This window comes from Streptomyces hundungensis (assembly GCF_003627815.1).
Taxonomy (GTDB): Bacteria; Actinomycetota; Actinomycetes; order Streptomycetales; family Streptomycetaceae; genus Streptomyces; species Streptomyces hundungensis_A.
Genome location: NZ_CP032698.1, coordinates 474,695 through 489,489 on the forward strand (window position 1 = coordinate 474,695; position 14,795 = coordinate 489,489).

General features: G+C 69.8%; 14 protein-coding genes. 8 read left to right on the forward strand and 6 right to left on the reverse strand.

All coding sequences use genetic code 11. The features are described 5' to 3' along the window. The first annotated feature begins 51 nt into the window (after positions 1 to 51). The gene (locus DWB77_RS02245) at positions 52 to 345 is read left to right on the forward strand and encodes a hypothetical protein (protein WP_246033363.1); all 294 of its coding nucleotides are present in this window, start codon (positions 52 to 54) and stop codon (positions 343 to 345) included. A 784-nt stretch (positions 346 to 1,129) separates the two neighbouring features. On the opposite strand, the gene DWB77_RS02255 is transcribed toward DWB77_RS02245, so the two are convergent. The 3 genes from DWB77_RS02255 to DWB77_RS02265 form a co-directional block, all read right to left on the reverse strand. Beyond that, entirely contained in the window at positions 1,130 to 1,375 is a 246-nt protein-coding gene (locus DWB77_RS02255) for a hypothetical protein (protein ID WP_120719634.1), read from the reverse strand. A gap of 18 nt (positions 1,376 to 1,393) precedes the next feature. Further along, positions 1,394 to 1,678 carry a hypothetical protein gene (locus DWB77_RS02260; protein WP_120719635.1) on the reverse strand — a complete coding sequence of 95 codons (285 nt, stop codon included), beginning with the start codon at positions 1,676 to 1,678 and terminating at the stop codon, positions 1,394 to 1,396. Between the two features lie 664 nt (positions 1,679 to 2,342). Further along, the gene (locus DWB77_RS02265; RefSeq protein WP_120719636.1) at positions 2,343 to 3,071 is read right to left on the reverse strand and encodes an SDR family oxidoreductase; all 729 of its coding nucleotides are present in this window, start codon (positions 3,069 to 3,071) and stop codon (positions 2,343 to 2,345) included. A 103-nt stretch (positions 3,072 to 3,174) separates the two neighbouring features. On the opposite strand from DWB77_RS02265, the gene DWB77_RS02270 reads away from it, so the two are divergent. From DWB77_RS02270 to DWB77_RS02280, 3 genes are read left to right on the forward strand one after another with little or no spacing between them, the layout of a single operon-like run. Continuing rightward, complete coding sequence (locus DWB77_RS02270; RefSeq protein ID WP_120719637.1) at positions 3,175 to 3,435, forward strand: phosphopantetheine-binding protein; 261 nt, start codon at positions 3,175 to 3,177, stop codon at positions 3,433 to 3,435. Beyond that, a complete protein-coding gene (locus tag DWB77_RS02275; RefSeq protein WP_162952359.1) occupies positions 3,432 to 4,709 on the forward strand; it encodes a cytochrome P450 in 1,278 nt (425 codons plus the stop codon). The genes DWB77_RS02270 and DWB77_RS02275 overlap by 4 nt, the downstream gene beginning before the upstream one ends. Next, a complete protein-coding gene (locus DWB77_RS02280; RefSeq protein WP_246033364.1) occupies positions 4,706 to 6,442 on the forward strand; it encodes an AMP-binding protein in 1,737 nt (578 codons plus the stop codon). The genes DWB77_RS02275 and DWB77_RS02280 overlap by 4 nt, the downstream gene beginning before the upstream one ends. A gap of 74 nt (positions 6,443 to 6,516) precedes the next feature. Here the strand turns inward: DWB77_RS02280 and DWB77_RS37535 are convergent, their stop codons facing one another. Next, positions 6,517 to 7,047 (reverse strand): EF-hand domain-containing protein, encoded by a 531-nt coding sequence (locus tag DWB77_RS37535; protein ID WP_162952360.1) that lies wholly within the window; start codon positions 7,045 to 7,047, stop codon positions 6,517 to 6,519. Between the two features lie 330 nt (positions 7,048 to 7,377). Here DWB77_RS37535 and DWB77_RS02290 point away from each other — a divergent pair. Then, a protein-coding gene (locus DWB77_RS02290) for an IS3 family transposase (RefSeq protein WP_120719390.1) occupies positions 7,378 to 8,609 on the forward strand; the annotation gives its coding sequence in 2 pieces (ribosomal slippage) (positions 7,378 to 7,705 and positions 7,705 to 8,609; 1,233 coding nt in all). 176 nt (positions 8,610 to 8,785) lie between these two features. Here the strand turns inward: DWB77_RS02290 and DWB77_RS02295 are convergent. Continuing rightward, the gene (locus DWB77_RS02295; protein ID WP_120719640.1) at positions 8,786 to 9,310 is read right to left on the reverse strand and encodes a MarR family winged helix-turn-helix transcriptional regulator; all 525 of its coding nucleotides are present in this window, start codon (positions 9,308 to 9,310) and stop codon (positions 8,786 to 8,788) included. A 40-nt stretch (positions 9,311 to 9,350) separates the two neighbouring features. Here DWB77_RS02295 and DWB77_RS02300 point away from each other — a divergent pair, with 40 nt between their 5' ends. Further along, positions 9,351 to 10,301, forward strand: a complete 951-nt coding sequence (locus DWB77_RS02300; RefSeq protein WP_162952361.1) for an EamA family transporter — start codon at positions 9,351 to 9,353, stop codon at positions 10,299 to 10,301. A 1,289-nt stretch (positions 10,302 to 11,590) separates the two neighbouring features. Here DWB77_RS02300 and DWB77_RS02310 read toward each other — a convergent pair. Continuing rightward, positions 11,591 to 11,803: a helix-turn-helix transcriptional regulator gene (locus DWB77_RS02310; RefSeq protein WP_120719641.1), complete on the reverse strand. Its 213-nt coding sequence runs from the start codon at positions 11,801 to 11,803 to the stop codon at positions 11,591 to 11,593. 523 nt (positions 11,804 to 12,326) lie between these two features. Here DWB77_RS02310 and DWB77_RS02315 point away from each other — a divergent pair. Both DWB77_RS02315 and DWB77_RS02320 read left to right on the forward strand, forming a co-directional pair. After that, positions 12,327 to 13,664 carry a cellulase family glycosylhydrolase gene (locus DWB77_RS02315; protein ID WP_120719642.1) on the forward strand — a complete coding sequence of 446 codons (1,338 nt, stop codon included), beginning with the start codon at positions 12,327 to 12,329 and terminating at the stop codon, positions 13,662 to 13,664. 90 nt (positions 13,665 to 13,754) lie between these two features. Next, positions 13,755 to 14,774, forward strand: a complete 1,020-nt coding sequence (locus DWB77_RS02320; RefSeq protein WP_120719643.1) for a LacI family DNA-binding transcriptional regulator — start codon at positions 13,755 to 13,757, stop codon at positions 14,772 to 14,774. Positions 14,775 to 14,795 lie beyond the last annotated feature (21 nt).

Here is a 14,795-nt window from a genome sequence, read left to right on the forward strand (position 1 = left end):
GATGGGCGACGGTCTTGACCTCCCAGCACCTCAGCCAGTGCCTTGGGAGTGGTGGCCGCAGTACCGGCGAGCGCCGAGGTCAAGTCCACGTGCGGCACTTACATTTGCGTGGCCACCGCCTATGAGGGGCGCGATTACGTCCAGGACATCACCGTCACGACCCGAGAGGGACTGCCCGGGACGTTGCGCGCCTTCGTGGGCGATTACCGGGGAAGCAAGGCCGGTGTGTCCCGGTGGCGGTTCATCGTCAACCGCGAGATCAGGGCGTATCCGAAGCTGGCCGTTTGCGGTGGTCTGGACCGTAGCGGCAGGTTCATCGAGAACCACTGCGTGCTTATCCCCTGACCACCCCTCGCTCGGCTGGTTCGCGCCAGCCCGTGGGGGTCGCCATGGCACCCCCACAGGCTGGCGTGCACCGGAGAAGACCTCGACGACGCGCAGATCGGTCTGCCGATCCGGGAGATTGCCCCCATCGGCACGGTGTCAGGCTGAACGGACGACGGAGATCGAGGCGCTGGCATCCTGCTGTGCCGCCGCCTTGGGCTTGTCCGCCGACGACTGTCTGGCCGATGATCGGGATACGGCGGGCCGAAGCACCGCCGAGAGACCCAAGAGACCCAGCGGCCAACATAAGTCGCCCCAGTAACAGCGCCAACCACATTGAACAGTGCTTGCCGGGGCACACGGGTCGGCATGGCATCCAAGACCGAACTCCTCATGTCCCTGCGGGCCGTGCGGCAACTGCGCCGGGTTCGAGCCTTCTACGCTCTGGGCTTTGTCCTGTGGGCCACATCAACCGCCTGGACAACCTGGCAGTCTCCGGGCAGTCGGCAGATGTGGGCCTCCGCGCTGCTCCTGGCCATCTTCACCGGCCTCCTGAGCGTGGCATCCGTGTGGCTCCAGCGCCTCCGGGCCCACGGCACGCGCCCCGCCCACCATGCCCTGTCGCGCAGGACCACTACGTCAGGTCACGCACACGCTTAAGGCGTGCGAGCGGCCCCGCCTGTTTGGACCATGCACGCGTTCCTGGGGAACAGCCGGACTGGGCTTGCCAAGTGATCGCGATGTGCGGCGAGAGTTGCCCGCACGACAGCGCGCCCGGCCGTGGAGGTCGGGGGCGTTTCAGCGTCTATCCGAGGTGGGTGATCTGGAGGATGCGGAGGATCTTGCGAGGGGCGTGGCTGACGAGGAGTACGGCGGCAGTCTCGGGCAGTACGAGGGTGCGGGTGATCCCGTCGTCGATGCCGTAGGGCTCGGTCGTACCGAACGGGTCTTCGCAGGCGGCGAGGATGGCGCGGTCGAATCGGTCTCTGGCCTGGTCGGGCAGGGAATCCCAGACCGTTTCGATGATCGGGTCGTAGCGCAGCTCGTACACCCGCTACAGCGTGTCAGGTCACGCCGCTCCGCGGGAGCGGATTCGGGCAGATGCCTGCTGGAGGCGGTCGCTCCCGTCGATCCACTTCCCGGGGGGGTCTTCGCCGCGTGCCTCTGCTGCCGCGATCTCGCGGCCGCGCTGGACAGCGGTGCGGGTGGTCTGGGCGATGCTCTGCCATTTCGCGAACACGGCGAGGAGGTCATGGGCCGGCGCCCGGTTGATCTCACCGAGGAAGCGCTGCGCGAGGGCGGGGTTGCCGAGAGCGTCACAGATCCGCTCGATGGTCCACGGCTCGCTGCTCATCAGGGCCTCCGAACGTTAACGGACTATTGCTTCGAGACTATCGCTTCCAATTTCCAGAGACATCCGAATCACAGTTCGTGAATCCAGTCCGCGACGAGATCCGTGAACTTATTACGCGAAGCTGTCCGCGAACTGAGTACCGGAACCCCAGCCGGAAGTCGCCGCGGGCCGCAGTTCCGGGCATGCGGTGTACGAGCCGGCCCAGCGCCGACCGGGCAGGCGTCGTCATTCGCGCGGCGGAGCATGCGCCTCATCGGCGCTGACCAGGGCGACGACGCAGGGCATGAAGCTCTTGGTGATGACGACGGAGCCGTCGAGGTCTCCGCCATCGAGGCCGCAGTATTCGTTACAGCCACCTCCGCCGTGATCTGCCGACCGTGTACGACAGCGTCATCCCGGGCCCGGAAAGATCTGAGGACCCTGGAAGAGCGGCAGGCTGTACAGACCCCGTCCGGATCGAACGCCAGCGGCGCGCCCGCCGGTTCGAGGTCTGCCCCCGGGCGCTCGGTGCAGGAGGCGGCCGTCCGGCAGGGGTACGGCGCCGGGGCCGGACCGGGCCGGCGGTGTACGGCGCCCGAGCCGACCGGTCCCGCGAGTGGCCAACGGCGTACCGTGCCGGCGGGGGCCGCTCGCAGCCGCCAGGGTTCACGCGTCGGCAGGCGGCCTACAGCATCCCCCCGGTGGCCGAGATGGTCTGTCCGGTGATCCAGCCGGAGTCAGGGCCGGCCAGGAATGCGACGATGCCGGCGATGTCGTCGCCGGTGCCGAGGCGGCCCAGCACGGTATTGCGGGCGGCGCGTTCGAGGAGCCGCGGAGGCAGGGACTGCCGCAGCATTTCGGTGTCGGTGGCGCCGGGGGCCACGCAGTTCACCGTGATGCGGCGCGGGCCGAGTTCCTGGGCCGCCACCGCGGTGAACTGCTCGACGGCGGCCTTGCTGGCGGCGTACACGGCGTTGCCCGGCGTGGGGCGGCGTACTCCGATCGAGGACATGGTGATCACGCGGCCGCCGTCGCGCAGCCGGGTGGAGGCGTGCTGGAGGGCGAGAAAGGTGCCCTTCGTGTTGACGGCCATCACTCGGTCGTAGGTCTCCTCACTCGCCTCCTCGATGCGCGAGTGGGGAAGCCAGACCGCCGCGTTGGCAACCAGCACGTCGAGGGGGCCGGTCTCCCGTTCCGCCGCGGCGAACAGTCCGGCGACCGCGGCGGAGTCGGCCAGGTCGGCACGTACCGGATGGGCTCCGGTGGCCGCAGCGACCTCCTTGGCCGCATCCTCCGCCTGGTGGTAGCCGAAGACCACCCGGGCGCCGTCGGTGGTGAGCCGCTCGACGATCGCCCGCCCGATTCCGCGTGAGCCGCCCGTGACCAGCACCGTACGTCCCGCCAGACTTCCCATCAGACCCCGCCCGACTACAGTGAGTTGACAAAACGTTGCGTAGAGTAGCATTTCCAGGGGTCAGGTAATCGGCGGAGGGGAACGCAAGTTGAGCGAGCGACGGATGACCAGGTCGGAGGTCCGGACCGTCCTCCTGGACGCGGTACGGGAGTTGCGGCCCGAGTTCGCCGGACTGCGGCTCACCGGTAACGAGCACCTCGGCGCGGAGCTGGGGCTGGACTCGGTGGCGCGGGTGGAGCTTCTGGTGGTGTTGGAGGAGGAGTTCGGGATCGAGGACGAGGTGGACCCGCGGATCTTCATGACGCCCGCGACGGTCAACGCGCTCGTGGACCAGATCGTGGTGGCCGAGGGCGTCTGCCGGTGAGCGCCCCAGCGGTGGGTGTCCCCGCGGCCGGGGCAGGCGAAGGGGCGGCCGGTCACGGCGCCGGGTGCCCGGCGGGCGCGGGCCGAGTGCACCTCGCGGGTCCCCCGGTGGGCCCGGGGCGGGTGCACCTCGCGGGTCCCGCGGTGGCGGAGCGGTTCTTCGCCGCCGGGGACGACGAGCTGTCCCACGCCGATGGCTGGAACGCCGTCTTCGGCGGACGGTTCGGCCGCGGTGTCCTCAACCTCGACGGAGAGCGGCACCGCTCCTGCCGCCAGGCACTCGCACCCCTGCTGCGACGCAGTGCGGTGAAGGACCACCAGGACCTCATCACGGAACTCCTCGCACGGGCCGCACGGAAGCTGCCCGTGGGCACGCCGGTGGACCTGCACGCCTTCACCCAGCCGCTCGCCTTCACGGTGGCGGCCCGGCTGTTCGCCGGCATGGACGAGGACGAGGCGAACGAACTGCTGGCCCTGTTCGGCGAGTTGCGGACGCCGCCCGCCGGGGAACTCGGTACGCCCGGTGGCAACCGCGCCGCCCGGCGGGTGGGCCGCGCACGACGCCGGGTGCGCGAGATGCTGCGTGTCGCCGTCGGGCGCCTCGAAGACGTGGACGGGCCCGTGCGACGGCTGCGGGCGCTGCCCGATCCGCCGCCCGACGAGCTGATCGGCGAGAACATCGCGATCCTGATCCTCGCCGGGTACGAGACCACCGGGTACCTCAGTGCCCGGCTGCTGTGGCTGCTGGCCCGCCACCCGCGCGAACAGCAGGCGGTACGCGAAGAGGGCGGCGACCCGTCGACGGCGCCACGCCTGGACGCGGTGTTCCAGGAGACGGCGCGGCTGCACCCGCCGCTCGCATGGCTGCCCCGCCGGGCACGCAGCCACCTCGACCTCGGGGGCTTGCAGGTCCCGGCCGGCACCGAGGTCTTCTACTCGGTCTCCAACACCCAGCGCGATCCCGAGCTGTTCGCCGACCCGCACACGTTCCGGCCGGAACGCTTCGCGGAGCGCGCCACCGGGGATGCCGCCGAGGGGTCTACCGGAGCCGAGCGGCACGGCCGCTTCGCGCTGACACCATTCGGTGCCGGGCGGCGGATCTGCGTCGGCATCCATCTCGGCACGCTGGAGACGAAGCTGATCGTCTCCGGCCTCGTACGGGAGTTCCGTCTCACGGCCCCTGACGGCCTCCCGATCGGCGACGTCTCGCACAACGGCTCCACCGTCACCTCCGCCGCGCCGCTCCTGGCCCGGCTCGACTGGCTCTTTGGATGACCATGGACACGCTCAACAGCCCCACCCTCGACAGTCCCGCACCCGACTCCCCCGCACCTGTCTCTCCCACGCTCGACCACACCGCGCCGACCTTGCGCGCACTCGACTCCCCCACGCTCTGCGACGCCGTCCGGGCACTCGGCCCCGGGGTGTCGGTGTCCTACCCGCGCACCGGCGAGCGGCTGGATGCCGCCGGACTGGACACGGCATCGGAGCGGTTCGCCCACCGCCTGGTGGAGGCCGGGGTGCGCCCCGGCGACGTCGTGGGGCTGCTGTCCCCGACGGGTCCCCAGGTCCTGGTGGGTCTGCTGGGGATCGTACGGGCCGGGGCCGCGGCCAGCATGCTCCCGACCACCGCGGGTACGCCCGAGCGGGAGGCCGAGCGGCTGGCCCCCGCCGTCGGGGCGGCCGGCATGCGGCACCTGGTGGTGCGCCGGGACTGCGCCGACACGGCACGGGCGCTGCACGGTCTGCACCCCGCCCTGACGGTGGTGGACACCGAGTCGTCTCCCTCCCGCTCCCCCGCCGGGCGGCTGCCGCGGGTCGCGCCCGAGGACCTCGCGGTGGTCCAGTTCACCTCGGGCAGCACCTCCGCTCCCAAGGGGGTGATGCTCTCGCACGCCACCGTGCTGGCCGGGCTGCGGGCGATCGCCGCCTCCGCCCGGATGGGCGGGGACGACGTGATGGTGACCTGGGTACCGCACTTCCACGACATGGGTCTGTTCGGCCCGTTGGCCGTCCTCTTCGCGGGCGGCAGCGTGCACGTCATCCCGCCGCTGGACTTCGTACGGCGTCCCGGCCGGGTCCTGCGGCTGCTGGCCGAGACCGGTGCCACCCTGCTGACCGGGCCGGACTTCTCCTACCAGCGGCTCGCGGCGGCCGCGACACCGGAGCTGGCGGCGGAGCTGGACCTGTCGCGCTGGCGGCTCGCCTTCAACGGTGCCGAGCCGGTCCGGTCCGCCACCGTCAGCGCCTTCCGCACCCGGATGGCGCCCGCGAAGGTCGCCGCGTCGACGATGTACCCGGTGTACGGCATGGCCGAGGCCACCTTGGCCATCACCTTCCCGGCGCCGGGCACCACGCCGCGTGTCGTCCACGTGGACCGCCAACGCCTGTCGGACGACGGGCTCGCCATCGAAGTGCCGCCCGGGCACCCGCAGGCGAAGCCGCTGGTCGCAGTCGGCCGGCCGGTGCTGGGAATGGAGCTGCGGCTGGTGGACGCGGCGGGATCGGTGTGCGGGCCGGGGCAGTTGGGCGAGATCCAGATCTCCGGCCCGGCGGTCACCTCCGGCTACTACGGGGACCCGGTCGCCACCGCCGCGGCCTTCGACGGGCCTTGGCTGCGCACCGGCGACCTCGGTCTCCAGCTCGACGGAGACCTGTTCGTCACCGGCCGCCGCAAGGAGATGATCGTCGTGAACGGGCAGAACCACTTCCCCGAGGACGCCGAGAGCCTCACCCGCGACCTGCCCGGCGTGCACCGGGGGCGGTGCGTCGCCTACGCGGACATCGCAGGTGAGCGTCTCACTGTCGCGGTGGAGATCGCTCCCGGCGGTGACCCGGACGTCGTAGCCCGGCAGATCCACCGCACGCTCGCCGAACGCCTGGGCACCGCTTCCGTCCACGTCCACCCGCTGCGCCCCGGCTGGCTGCCCCTCACCACCAGTGGCAAGTGGCAGCGCGGCCTGGTCCGCGAACTGCTGGCGGACGAGGCGGGGGCCCCGCAGCGGTGAGGCCGGGGACGCCGTCCTCTCGGACGGCGTGCCCCCGGGCCTCGTTATCTCTTCGGCACTCTGTCCCGTGCCGGTCAGATCCGGCCGAAGAGGTGGTTGCCTGCGGCGTCGCAGTCCTCGCTCAGGAAGAACTCCCCGATGGCCTGGGCGAGTTCGGCCTCGGTGACATAGCCATCACCGTCGAGGTCGATGCGCTCCATGGCGGCCTCGTGGTCCGCGTCGCCCATGCCCAGACCGGCGTGGGCCTTGGCCAGCTCCGCCCCGTCCAGCCTGCCATCGCCGTTGGTGTCGCACAGGGAGATGATCGCCTTGGCCACGGGCTGGATGTGCTGCCGGTACCCCGCACCGGTCGCGGCGTCGGCCTTCATCCCGGCGACGTACTCCTCACGGCTGACGGAACCGTCCCCGTCGGTGTCGAGCGCCTCCCGCATGCCCTGCCACAGCGCCCGGTAGGCGTCGCTGAGCGCACGGTACTTGGGCGAGTTCGGAGCCTGCGCGAACTCCTGGCCCACCCGGGAAACGATCAGGTCGAAGTCCTCCTGGCTGATCCTGCCGTCGCCGTTGGTGTCGATCAGGTCGAAGTGCCGGGCGATCTTGCGGGACAAGCCACGAAGCGTGCTCCTTGCTGCGGAATGGATCACGTCGTTACGTAGCGTGAATGCTTGACTGCGCAGCGGAGTTGACTCGCCAGGATGGTGACCCTGGAACCGCCGGAACGGGCCCAAGAGCTGATTGCCGTCCCCCGCGCGGTGGATGTGACCACCAATGTGCTGAGTGCCGGTCCTGTGCACCTGCTTTCGCGCCCCGCGCGGCAGGGAATGGCTGAACGGCGAGGATGAGTGTGGGGGTACTGACCACGAGAGGGGGCCTCCCCCTGAGTGGTGGACACGCTGATACTGGATCTGCTTGATCCGGAGGAAGCGAGAAGACCGCCGATGGCGCTGAAGGACTACTCGGACGAATTCAAGGCCGATGCCGTGGCCCTGTACGAGTCCACACCCGGGGCGACGTACAAGAGCATCGCCGCTGACCTGGGCATCAACCGGGCGACCCTGCGCGAGTGGGTGCTGCGGGACCGCGAACGCCGTGGCGTCACCGCCGCACCTGCGCGGCCTGCCTCTCCGCCGGCGGCGATCGCGTCCGCTGACCCGGACGAGCGGGTCCGCCGCCTGGAGGCGCGGGTGGCCGAGCTCGAGGCGAGTGAGCGCAAGCTCGCGACCGAGCGGGACATCCTGCGCAAGGCGGCCAAGTATTTCGCCGGAGAGACGAACTGGTGAGCCGCTTCCAGTTCGTCCACGACCACCGGAACACCTATGAGGTGAAGCGGCTCTGCCACGTCCTGGACGTCAGCCGGTCCAGCTACTACAAGTGGTGCGCCGGCGCCGAAGCCCGCGCCGCCCGGCAGCGCCAGGACGTGGCCCTGGTCAAGGAGATCCGCCGGGTTCACGGCGAGTCCGGCGGCGCCTACGGCTCCCCGCGGGTGACCGCCGAGCTCCGCGAGAACGGCCACCGAGTCAACGAGAAGCGGGTCGCCCGGGTCATGCGGGCGTTCTCGATCACCGGGATCCGCCTGCGCAGACGGGTCCGCACGACCGTCCCGGACCCGGCCGCGGGGACCGTCCCCGACCTGTTCGGCCGGGACTTCACCGCCACCGAGCCCGGGCGCAAGCTCATGGGCGACATCACCTATCTCCCGCTCCAGGGAGGGAAGTTCCTCTACCTCGCGACGGTGCTGGACTGCTTCAGCCGCAAAATTGTCGGCTGGTCCATCGCCGACCACATGCGCACGGACCTGGTCGCCGACGCGTTGCGGATGGCCGCCCGCACCCGCGGCTCACTGGAAGGCGCGGTCTTTCACTCCGATCACGGAGCCCAGTACGGATCCAGGGCCTACGCCGGCCTCTGCGACCAGCTCGGGGTGACCCGGTCGATGGGCGCGGTCGGCACCAGCGCCGACAACGCCGCCTGCGAGAGCTTCCACGCCTCCCTGAAACGCGAGACCCTCCAGGGCGACCACGACTACGGCGACGCCACCACCTGCCGCCGCACCGTCTTCGCCTGGCTGACCCGCTACAACACCCGCCGCCGGCACTCCACCAACGGCCACCTCAGCCCCGACGCCTACGAACGACGACACCACAAAGCTAAACTCACGCTCGCCGCGTGATCGATAACCGCGTGCCCACCTTCATGGGGGAAGGCCCGAGTGGCGCTGACAAGAGCGGTCGCACAGGCCATGCGCCCGTCGGGCTCGTCACGGCCACCGCCCCCTTGACCCAAAGCATCCAGGCCGGCCAGAGCACCGCCGGGGGTAAAAGGAGCCGTCGCACCGCGCCGATCGGGTCACTTGATGTCGGGCGGACATGGCTTTTCCACGTGTGAGATCCAGGTGGTGAGCAGTCCTTCGAGCGCCTTCGCCTCGGCGGGCGTCAGCAGGCTCAGCAGGCGGCGTTCGTTGCGCATGTGGTCGGTGAATGCCTGGTCGATCAGAGCGCGACCGGGCTTGGTCAGGGCCACGATCCGGCCGCGCTGGTCGTCGTCGGAACGACGGCGGGTGACGAGTCCAGCCTGCTCCAGGCGATCGACTCGCTTCGTCATCGCGCCGGTGGTGACCATGGTGTGTGCGGCGAGTTCACCGGGCGCGCGCTCATAGGGCTCACCGGCGCGGCGCAGTGCGCACAGGACGTCGAACTCTCCCTCGCTGAGTCCGTAGCGCCCGTAGACGAGGCGAAGTTCCTCGGTGAGACGGTTGGCCAGGCGGTGCAGTCGGCCGATCACGCCCTGCGGGGACATGTCGAGGTCGGGCCGCTCGCGGCGCCAGTCGGCCTGGATGCGGGCCACTCGATCCAGGGGTTGCGGATTGTCCATGCCTATCAATATAGCTTCCCAGGAAGCTATATTGTCTTCCATGGAAGCTAATACTCGGTGGGTGGCCCTGACCGCTGTCGCACCGGTGGCCTGGGGCGCCAACTATTACGTCACCCATGAGTTTCTGCCGCCCGACAGCCCCCTCTACGGGGCGGCTCTGCGAGCGCTGCCCGCCGGTCTCGTCCTGTTGGGGCTGTGCAGGCAGCGACCGCGCGGTGCGTGGTGGTGGCGCTCCGCCGTGCTCGGGCTGCTCAACGTGAGCGTCTTCTTCGTCCTCGTCTACGCCGCCTCACAGCTACTTCCGTCGAGCATCGCCTCGACCGTTATGGCGGTGTCCCCGCTCGCGATGATGCTCATCGCCTCGGTCCTGGTGTCCGAGCGGCCCGGCATCGCACACCTGGCCGGCGCCGCGATCGGGCTCGGCGGGGTCTGCCTCATGCTGCTCACGGGAACGGGAGGGGTGAGCGTGCCGGGAGTTCTTGCCTCGGCCGCGGCCATGCTCGTGTCATCCTTCGGCCACATCCTGACCAAGCGGTGGAACGCCGGTAGCGACGTGCTCGCCTCGACCGCTTGGCAGCTCACCGCCGGAGGGTTGTTCCTGCTGCCGGTCGCCGCAGCCGTGGAGGGCCCTCCGCCCACCCTCTCCACCCCGGCGCTCCTCGCGTTCGGCTACGTCACCCTCGTCGCCACCGCGCTCGCTTTCGCCGCCTGGTTCACCGGGCTACGGCACCTGCCCGCCGGGACCGTGGGCCTGGTCGGACTGCTCAACCCTGTCACAGGTGTACTGCTCGGCACGGCAGTGGCCGGAGAGGCGCTGACAGCCCAGCAGGTGTGCGGGCTGGCACTCGTCCTGGTCGGAGTTGTCCTGGGACGGCCTACACGCGCAGGGCGACGGGGCGCCAGTCGGGCTCCTCTACAACTTCCAGTCCCCTGCGGAAATCAGGGGACACGGAAGCAGGGAGCAGCGCCGATAGCCTGCCGGGATGAGTGAGCGGATAAGGCGGTGCGCCGCCGGCCCGATCTGTCCTCCACCCCGGAGATGCCCCACCAACGAGCCCATGGGCCAGCGGCGTTGGATACACGGGCCTGCTGTCGCCGGGCGCCATCTGCTGCCTTCAGCGATCGCCTCCGCCAAGGAGTGGAAGTAGCGCCGAACGTCGGCACCGACGACGTCCTGCTCAAGTACGGCGGGGTCCTGGTCCGGCTCGGCGACCGGTCGTCGCCCGTTCCGGCCCCCTTCACGGGGCGGCGTCCGCGCAGGGCTGCTCCCCCAGGACAAGGTCACAGCCGTCCGCGAACTCGAGGCGACCGGGCGGCGGGTGCTGGTCAGCGGCGCCGGCCTCGCCGACCTGCCCGACCTCTATACCTTCCAGCCCCGCCGAGGCCGGCACGAACTGTACTGACCAGGGCGATCGCAGCGTCCGATGGGTAGGAGTAGGCAGGCCATCGTCCCATCGCCCGGGGCACTCAGTTCGCGTAGAGGGCGGGAACAGGCGGCGTTCTCAGTCTCTACCTGTTAAGCAGCGCCGGATGAGGCCGGGCCCCGACACCGATCTGGAGGGTCGACGTGGCCGAGCACCCACCGACCGACGCCCTCCGCGCCTCGCGCTCGTCGGCCCGCGCAGTTGCAGATTCCGGCCTCGGGCAGCCTCAGCTCAACGCGTGAGCACTCCAGGCTTACTTCCTGCTCTCGTTCAATGACCCTGCGGGGTTGGCTGCCGAACGGTGACGAGGGTGGGTGGGACGGACGAGCGTGCGGCCATCCTGAACCGTCCGGCGCAAGGCGCCTGTCCGCTCTCCGCCACCGGGCGGCTTCCGCTGCGGCACGGGACGAACCGAGGCTGCCATGTGGCTGAGAGCGTGGACGAGTCGCAGAGTAGAGGGAACGGGGTGTTCACGAGCAGGTCTGATCAACCACAATTCGCCAGCTTGAGAGGTTTTCCCGTGAGACGGGTGTCGTTGCCCGTCAGACTGCGGTCACCCACTGCGGAGGTACCAACCGCCGCGACCCCGGAGATGCGCGCCGCCCTGCGCAAGGAGGTCGGGAATTGACGTGTCCGCCTTTACCCTGAGATCCGGGCGAAGCGCTCGTCCGGAGCCTTTTCGGTGAGGCCCTGATAGGTCTCGCTCCGGCGTCCCAGCAGCACTAAGACAAGACTGCATACCGCCAAAATCCCGGACGTCACCAGGCCGATAGCGAGGCGGCCGCCGAAAGTCGCGGCCACGAGGCAGGCGCCTCCGACGGCGAGGAAGAAGCCAGGGACGGACCGCCTGGCTGTGCTACTGGTCATCTGCTGGGCTCTCTTCGGCATGAAACATCTCCTCAACGGTGACTTCAAAGAACTTAGCCATGGACATGGCCAGCGGCAGGGAGGGCGTGTACCGCTCGGTCTCGATGGCGTTGATCGTTTGCCGCGAGACCCCCAGGGCCGTGCCTAGCCGGCCCTGGGAGAGCCCTCGTGACGACCGCAGTTTCCTGACGCTGTTTCGCACGTGTAAAGCTTACTTGTCACCCTTCAGTGGTTGTCAAGCTTGCTTTACAGGCAGGCGGGCAGGGTTCACACGGCGTCTCGGGCACCGTGTTCACCGTGCTGGCGGCCGGCCCGGCACAGACGGGCGAGTGCATCCCCAACCACCCCTCGGGGCCGGTGCCGAAGAACAGACGGAACAGCGTCGCTTAACCGGTTCCGCAGAAAGCGTTGTGCTCCGACCCGGGCACCTCTAATGTCGGGGCCGTCGCCGGGCAACAGCACCGGAGCGGCCCGCCGTCACTGCGTTCGCGCAGGCAGGACGGGGGGCTGCTCTGTTCTCGCATACCGCTCAGGCGCACCGCTGCCCGGGTAAAGAGCCGCGTTCCGGGTGGCGGCCGCCCCGGCACCGTGTCTTGGGTGCCGGGTGGCGATGCCCGCCGTTTCGTGGGTGTCGCCGCGCACAGCCCCTGCTGACAAGTCGCGCCGTGCCCAGTCGATCCGTCCTGTCCGGAGCCGGCGCGCACCGATCGAACCAGGAGCCGTAGATGAGACGAACCCGAGCCGCCGCGATGACGGGTGCCCTCCTCGCCGTCTGTGCCTCGCTCTTCACCGCCATCCCCTCCGCCCAAGCCGCCGACTCCCCCGGCTTCCACGTCCAGGACGGACGCCTGCTGGACGCCACCGGCCAGGATTTCGTCATGCGTGGGGTCAATCACGCGCATGCCTGGTACCCGGACAGGACCGACCAGGCGCTCAAGGACATCAAGGCCAAGGGCGCCAACTCCGTCCGGGTCGTGCTCGCCACCGGCGACCGATGGGCCAAGAACGGCACGGCCGACGTCACCCACGTGGTTGAGCAGTGCAAGCAGAACCGGCTCGTCTGCGTCCTTGAGGCACACGACACCACCGGGTACGGCGAGGCGGGGGCCGCCGTGCCGCTGTCCAAGGCCGTGGACTACTGGCTGAGCGTCAAGGACGCCCTCGTCGGCCAGGAGAAGTACGTCCTGATCAACATCGGCAACGAACCGTACGGCAACACGAACTACACCGCCTGGACTGCCGAGACGAAGACGGCGATCGGGCGCCTGCGGGCCGCGGGCATCCACCACGCCCTCATGGCGGACGCCCCCAACTGGGGCCAGGATTGGTCCTTCACGATGCGTGACAACGCCGCCCAGGTGTTTGCGGCCGACCCGGACCGGAACACCCTCTTCGATATCCACATGTACGGCGTCTACGACAGTCCGGCCAAGGTCACTGACTACCTCGGCCGGTTCGTCGCCGCCCATCTCCCCCTCACCATCGGCGAGTTCGGGAACAAGCACAGCGATGGCGACCCCGACGAGGACGCCATCATGGCCGCGGCCCAGACCCTCGGCATCGGATACCTCGGCTGGTCATGGAGTGGCAACGGCGGTGGCGTGGAGTATCTGGACCTGGTCCGGAACTTCGACGCGAACCAGCTCTCCGACTGGGGCACGCGCCTGTTCGACGGCCCCAACGGCATCCGTTCCACCGCCAAGGAGGCCGGCGTCTTCGGCGGCGGTACGGGTCCGGGGCAGCAAGGTTCATGCGCCGTGACCTACCGGCTCAGCGACTGGGGCAGTTCCTTCAACGCCGACGTCACCACCCGGAACACCTCCGCTCGGGAGACCCTCGACTGGAAGCTGGACTTCACCTTCTCCGGTCGGCAGAAGATCAACTCGGTGTGGAACGCCAAGGCCGTCCAGAGCGGGACGGATGTGCACATCACCCCCGAGGCATGGACCCGGTCCCTCCCCGCGGGTGGTTCGGTGGGCTTCGGCCTCAGTGGGTCTTCCGTCGGCCCCAACACCATTCCCGGCGCCTTCGTCCTCAACGGCACCACCTGCGCCGTCTCCTGAACGCTGGTTGTGTGGCAGACGCGATAGGTTCGGGCGGCCGACCGGTAAGGTCGGCCGCCCAGTCATGGAACCGGAAGAGAGGAAGGGCACGTGAAACGGCCGACGATCGCCGACATCGCGCGCGAGGCGGGCGTCTCCAAGGTCGCGGTCTCCTATGCCCTCAACGACCAGCCCGGTGTCTCCGAACAGACCCGTGCCAAGATCAAGGCCATCGCGCAGGAGGTCGGCTGGAGACCGAGCAGCGCGGCCAGGGCACTCAACGGCGCCCGCGCCCGGGCGGTGGGTCTCGCCGTGTGCCGGCCTCCGCGCACGCTGAGCGTCGAGCCGTTCTTCATGGAACTGATCAGCGGCATCGAATCCGAACTCGCCCCCCGGTCCATTGCCCTGATGCTCCAGACCGTCTCCAGCCACGCGGACGAGATCGAGCTGTACCGCGTCTGGTGGGGGGAGGGCAGGGTGGACGGCGCCCTCCTGGTGGACCTGCACGTCAGTGACGCACGTGTGCCCGCGCTTGCCGCCCTGGACCTGCCCGTCGTGGCACTGGGGCCGCCGCAGTCGGCAGGCGCTCTGCCCACGGTGTGGTCCGACGACGCCACGAGCATGCGCGAGACCGTCGCCTACCTGGCCGCGCTGGGTCACCGCGCCCTCGCCCGCGTGGCCGGGCTGCCGAAGTTGGCCCACACCGCCGTGCGCGATGCCGCGTTCGAGGCGGCCTGCCGGGCCGCCGGTCTGCCCGACCCCGTCGTGACGCACACCGACTACTCGGGCGAGGACGGAGCGCGGGCCACGCGCCGGCTCCTCATCGCGGAACAGCGACCCACGGCGATCATCTACGACAACGACGTCATGGCGGTCGCCGGCCTTTCCGTCGCGCAGGAACTCGCCATCGACGTTCCGCACGAACTTTCCCTGGTGGCCTGGGACGACTCGCCCTTCACTCAGGCCGTGCGGCCCCAACTGACCGCGCTGACACGGGACATCGCCGCCTACGGGGCGTGCGCCGCGCGGACCCTGCTCGCTGCCGTCGACAAGGGAGCCGTCACCAGCAGCCAGGTTCCGGCGGCGCAGCTCGTCCCGCGCGCGAGCACCAGTCCGCCACGACGCGGCTGACGCGGCGGCACGCGCGCTCGT

Coding starts and splice junctions, on each gene's coding strand:
- DWB77_RS02260 (WP_120719635.1), bottom strand. CDS start 1,678: ATGAGCAGCGAGCCGTGGACCATCGAGCGGATCTGTGACGCTCTCGGC.
- DWB77_RS02265 (WP_120719636.1), bottom strand. CDS start 3,071: ATGGGAAGTCTGGCGGGACGTACGGTGCTGGTCACGGGCGGCTCACGC.
- DWB77_RS02270 (WP_120719637.1), top strand. CDS start 3,175: ATGACCAGGTCGGAGGTCCGGACCGTCCTCCTGGACGCGGTACGGGAG.
- DWB77_RS02280 (WP_246033364.1), top strand. CDS start 4,706: ATGACCATGGACACGCTCAACAGCCCCACCCTCGACAGTCCCGCACCC.
- DWB77_RS02295 (WP_120719640.1), bottom strand. CDS start 9,310: ATGGACAATCCGCAACCCCTGGATCGAGTGGCCCGCATCCAGGCCGAC.
- DWB77_RS02300 (WP_162952361.1), top strand. CDS start 9,351: ATGGAAGCTAATACTCGGTGGGTGGCCCTGACCGCTGTCGCACCGGTG.
- DWB77_RS02315 (WP_120719642.1), top strand. CDS start 12,327: ATGAGACGAACCCGAGCCGCCGCGATGACGGGTGCCCTCCTCGCCGTC.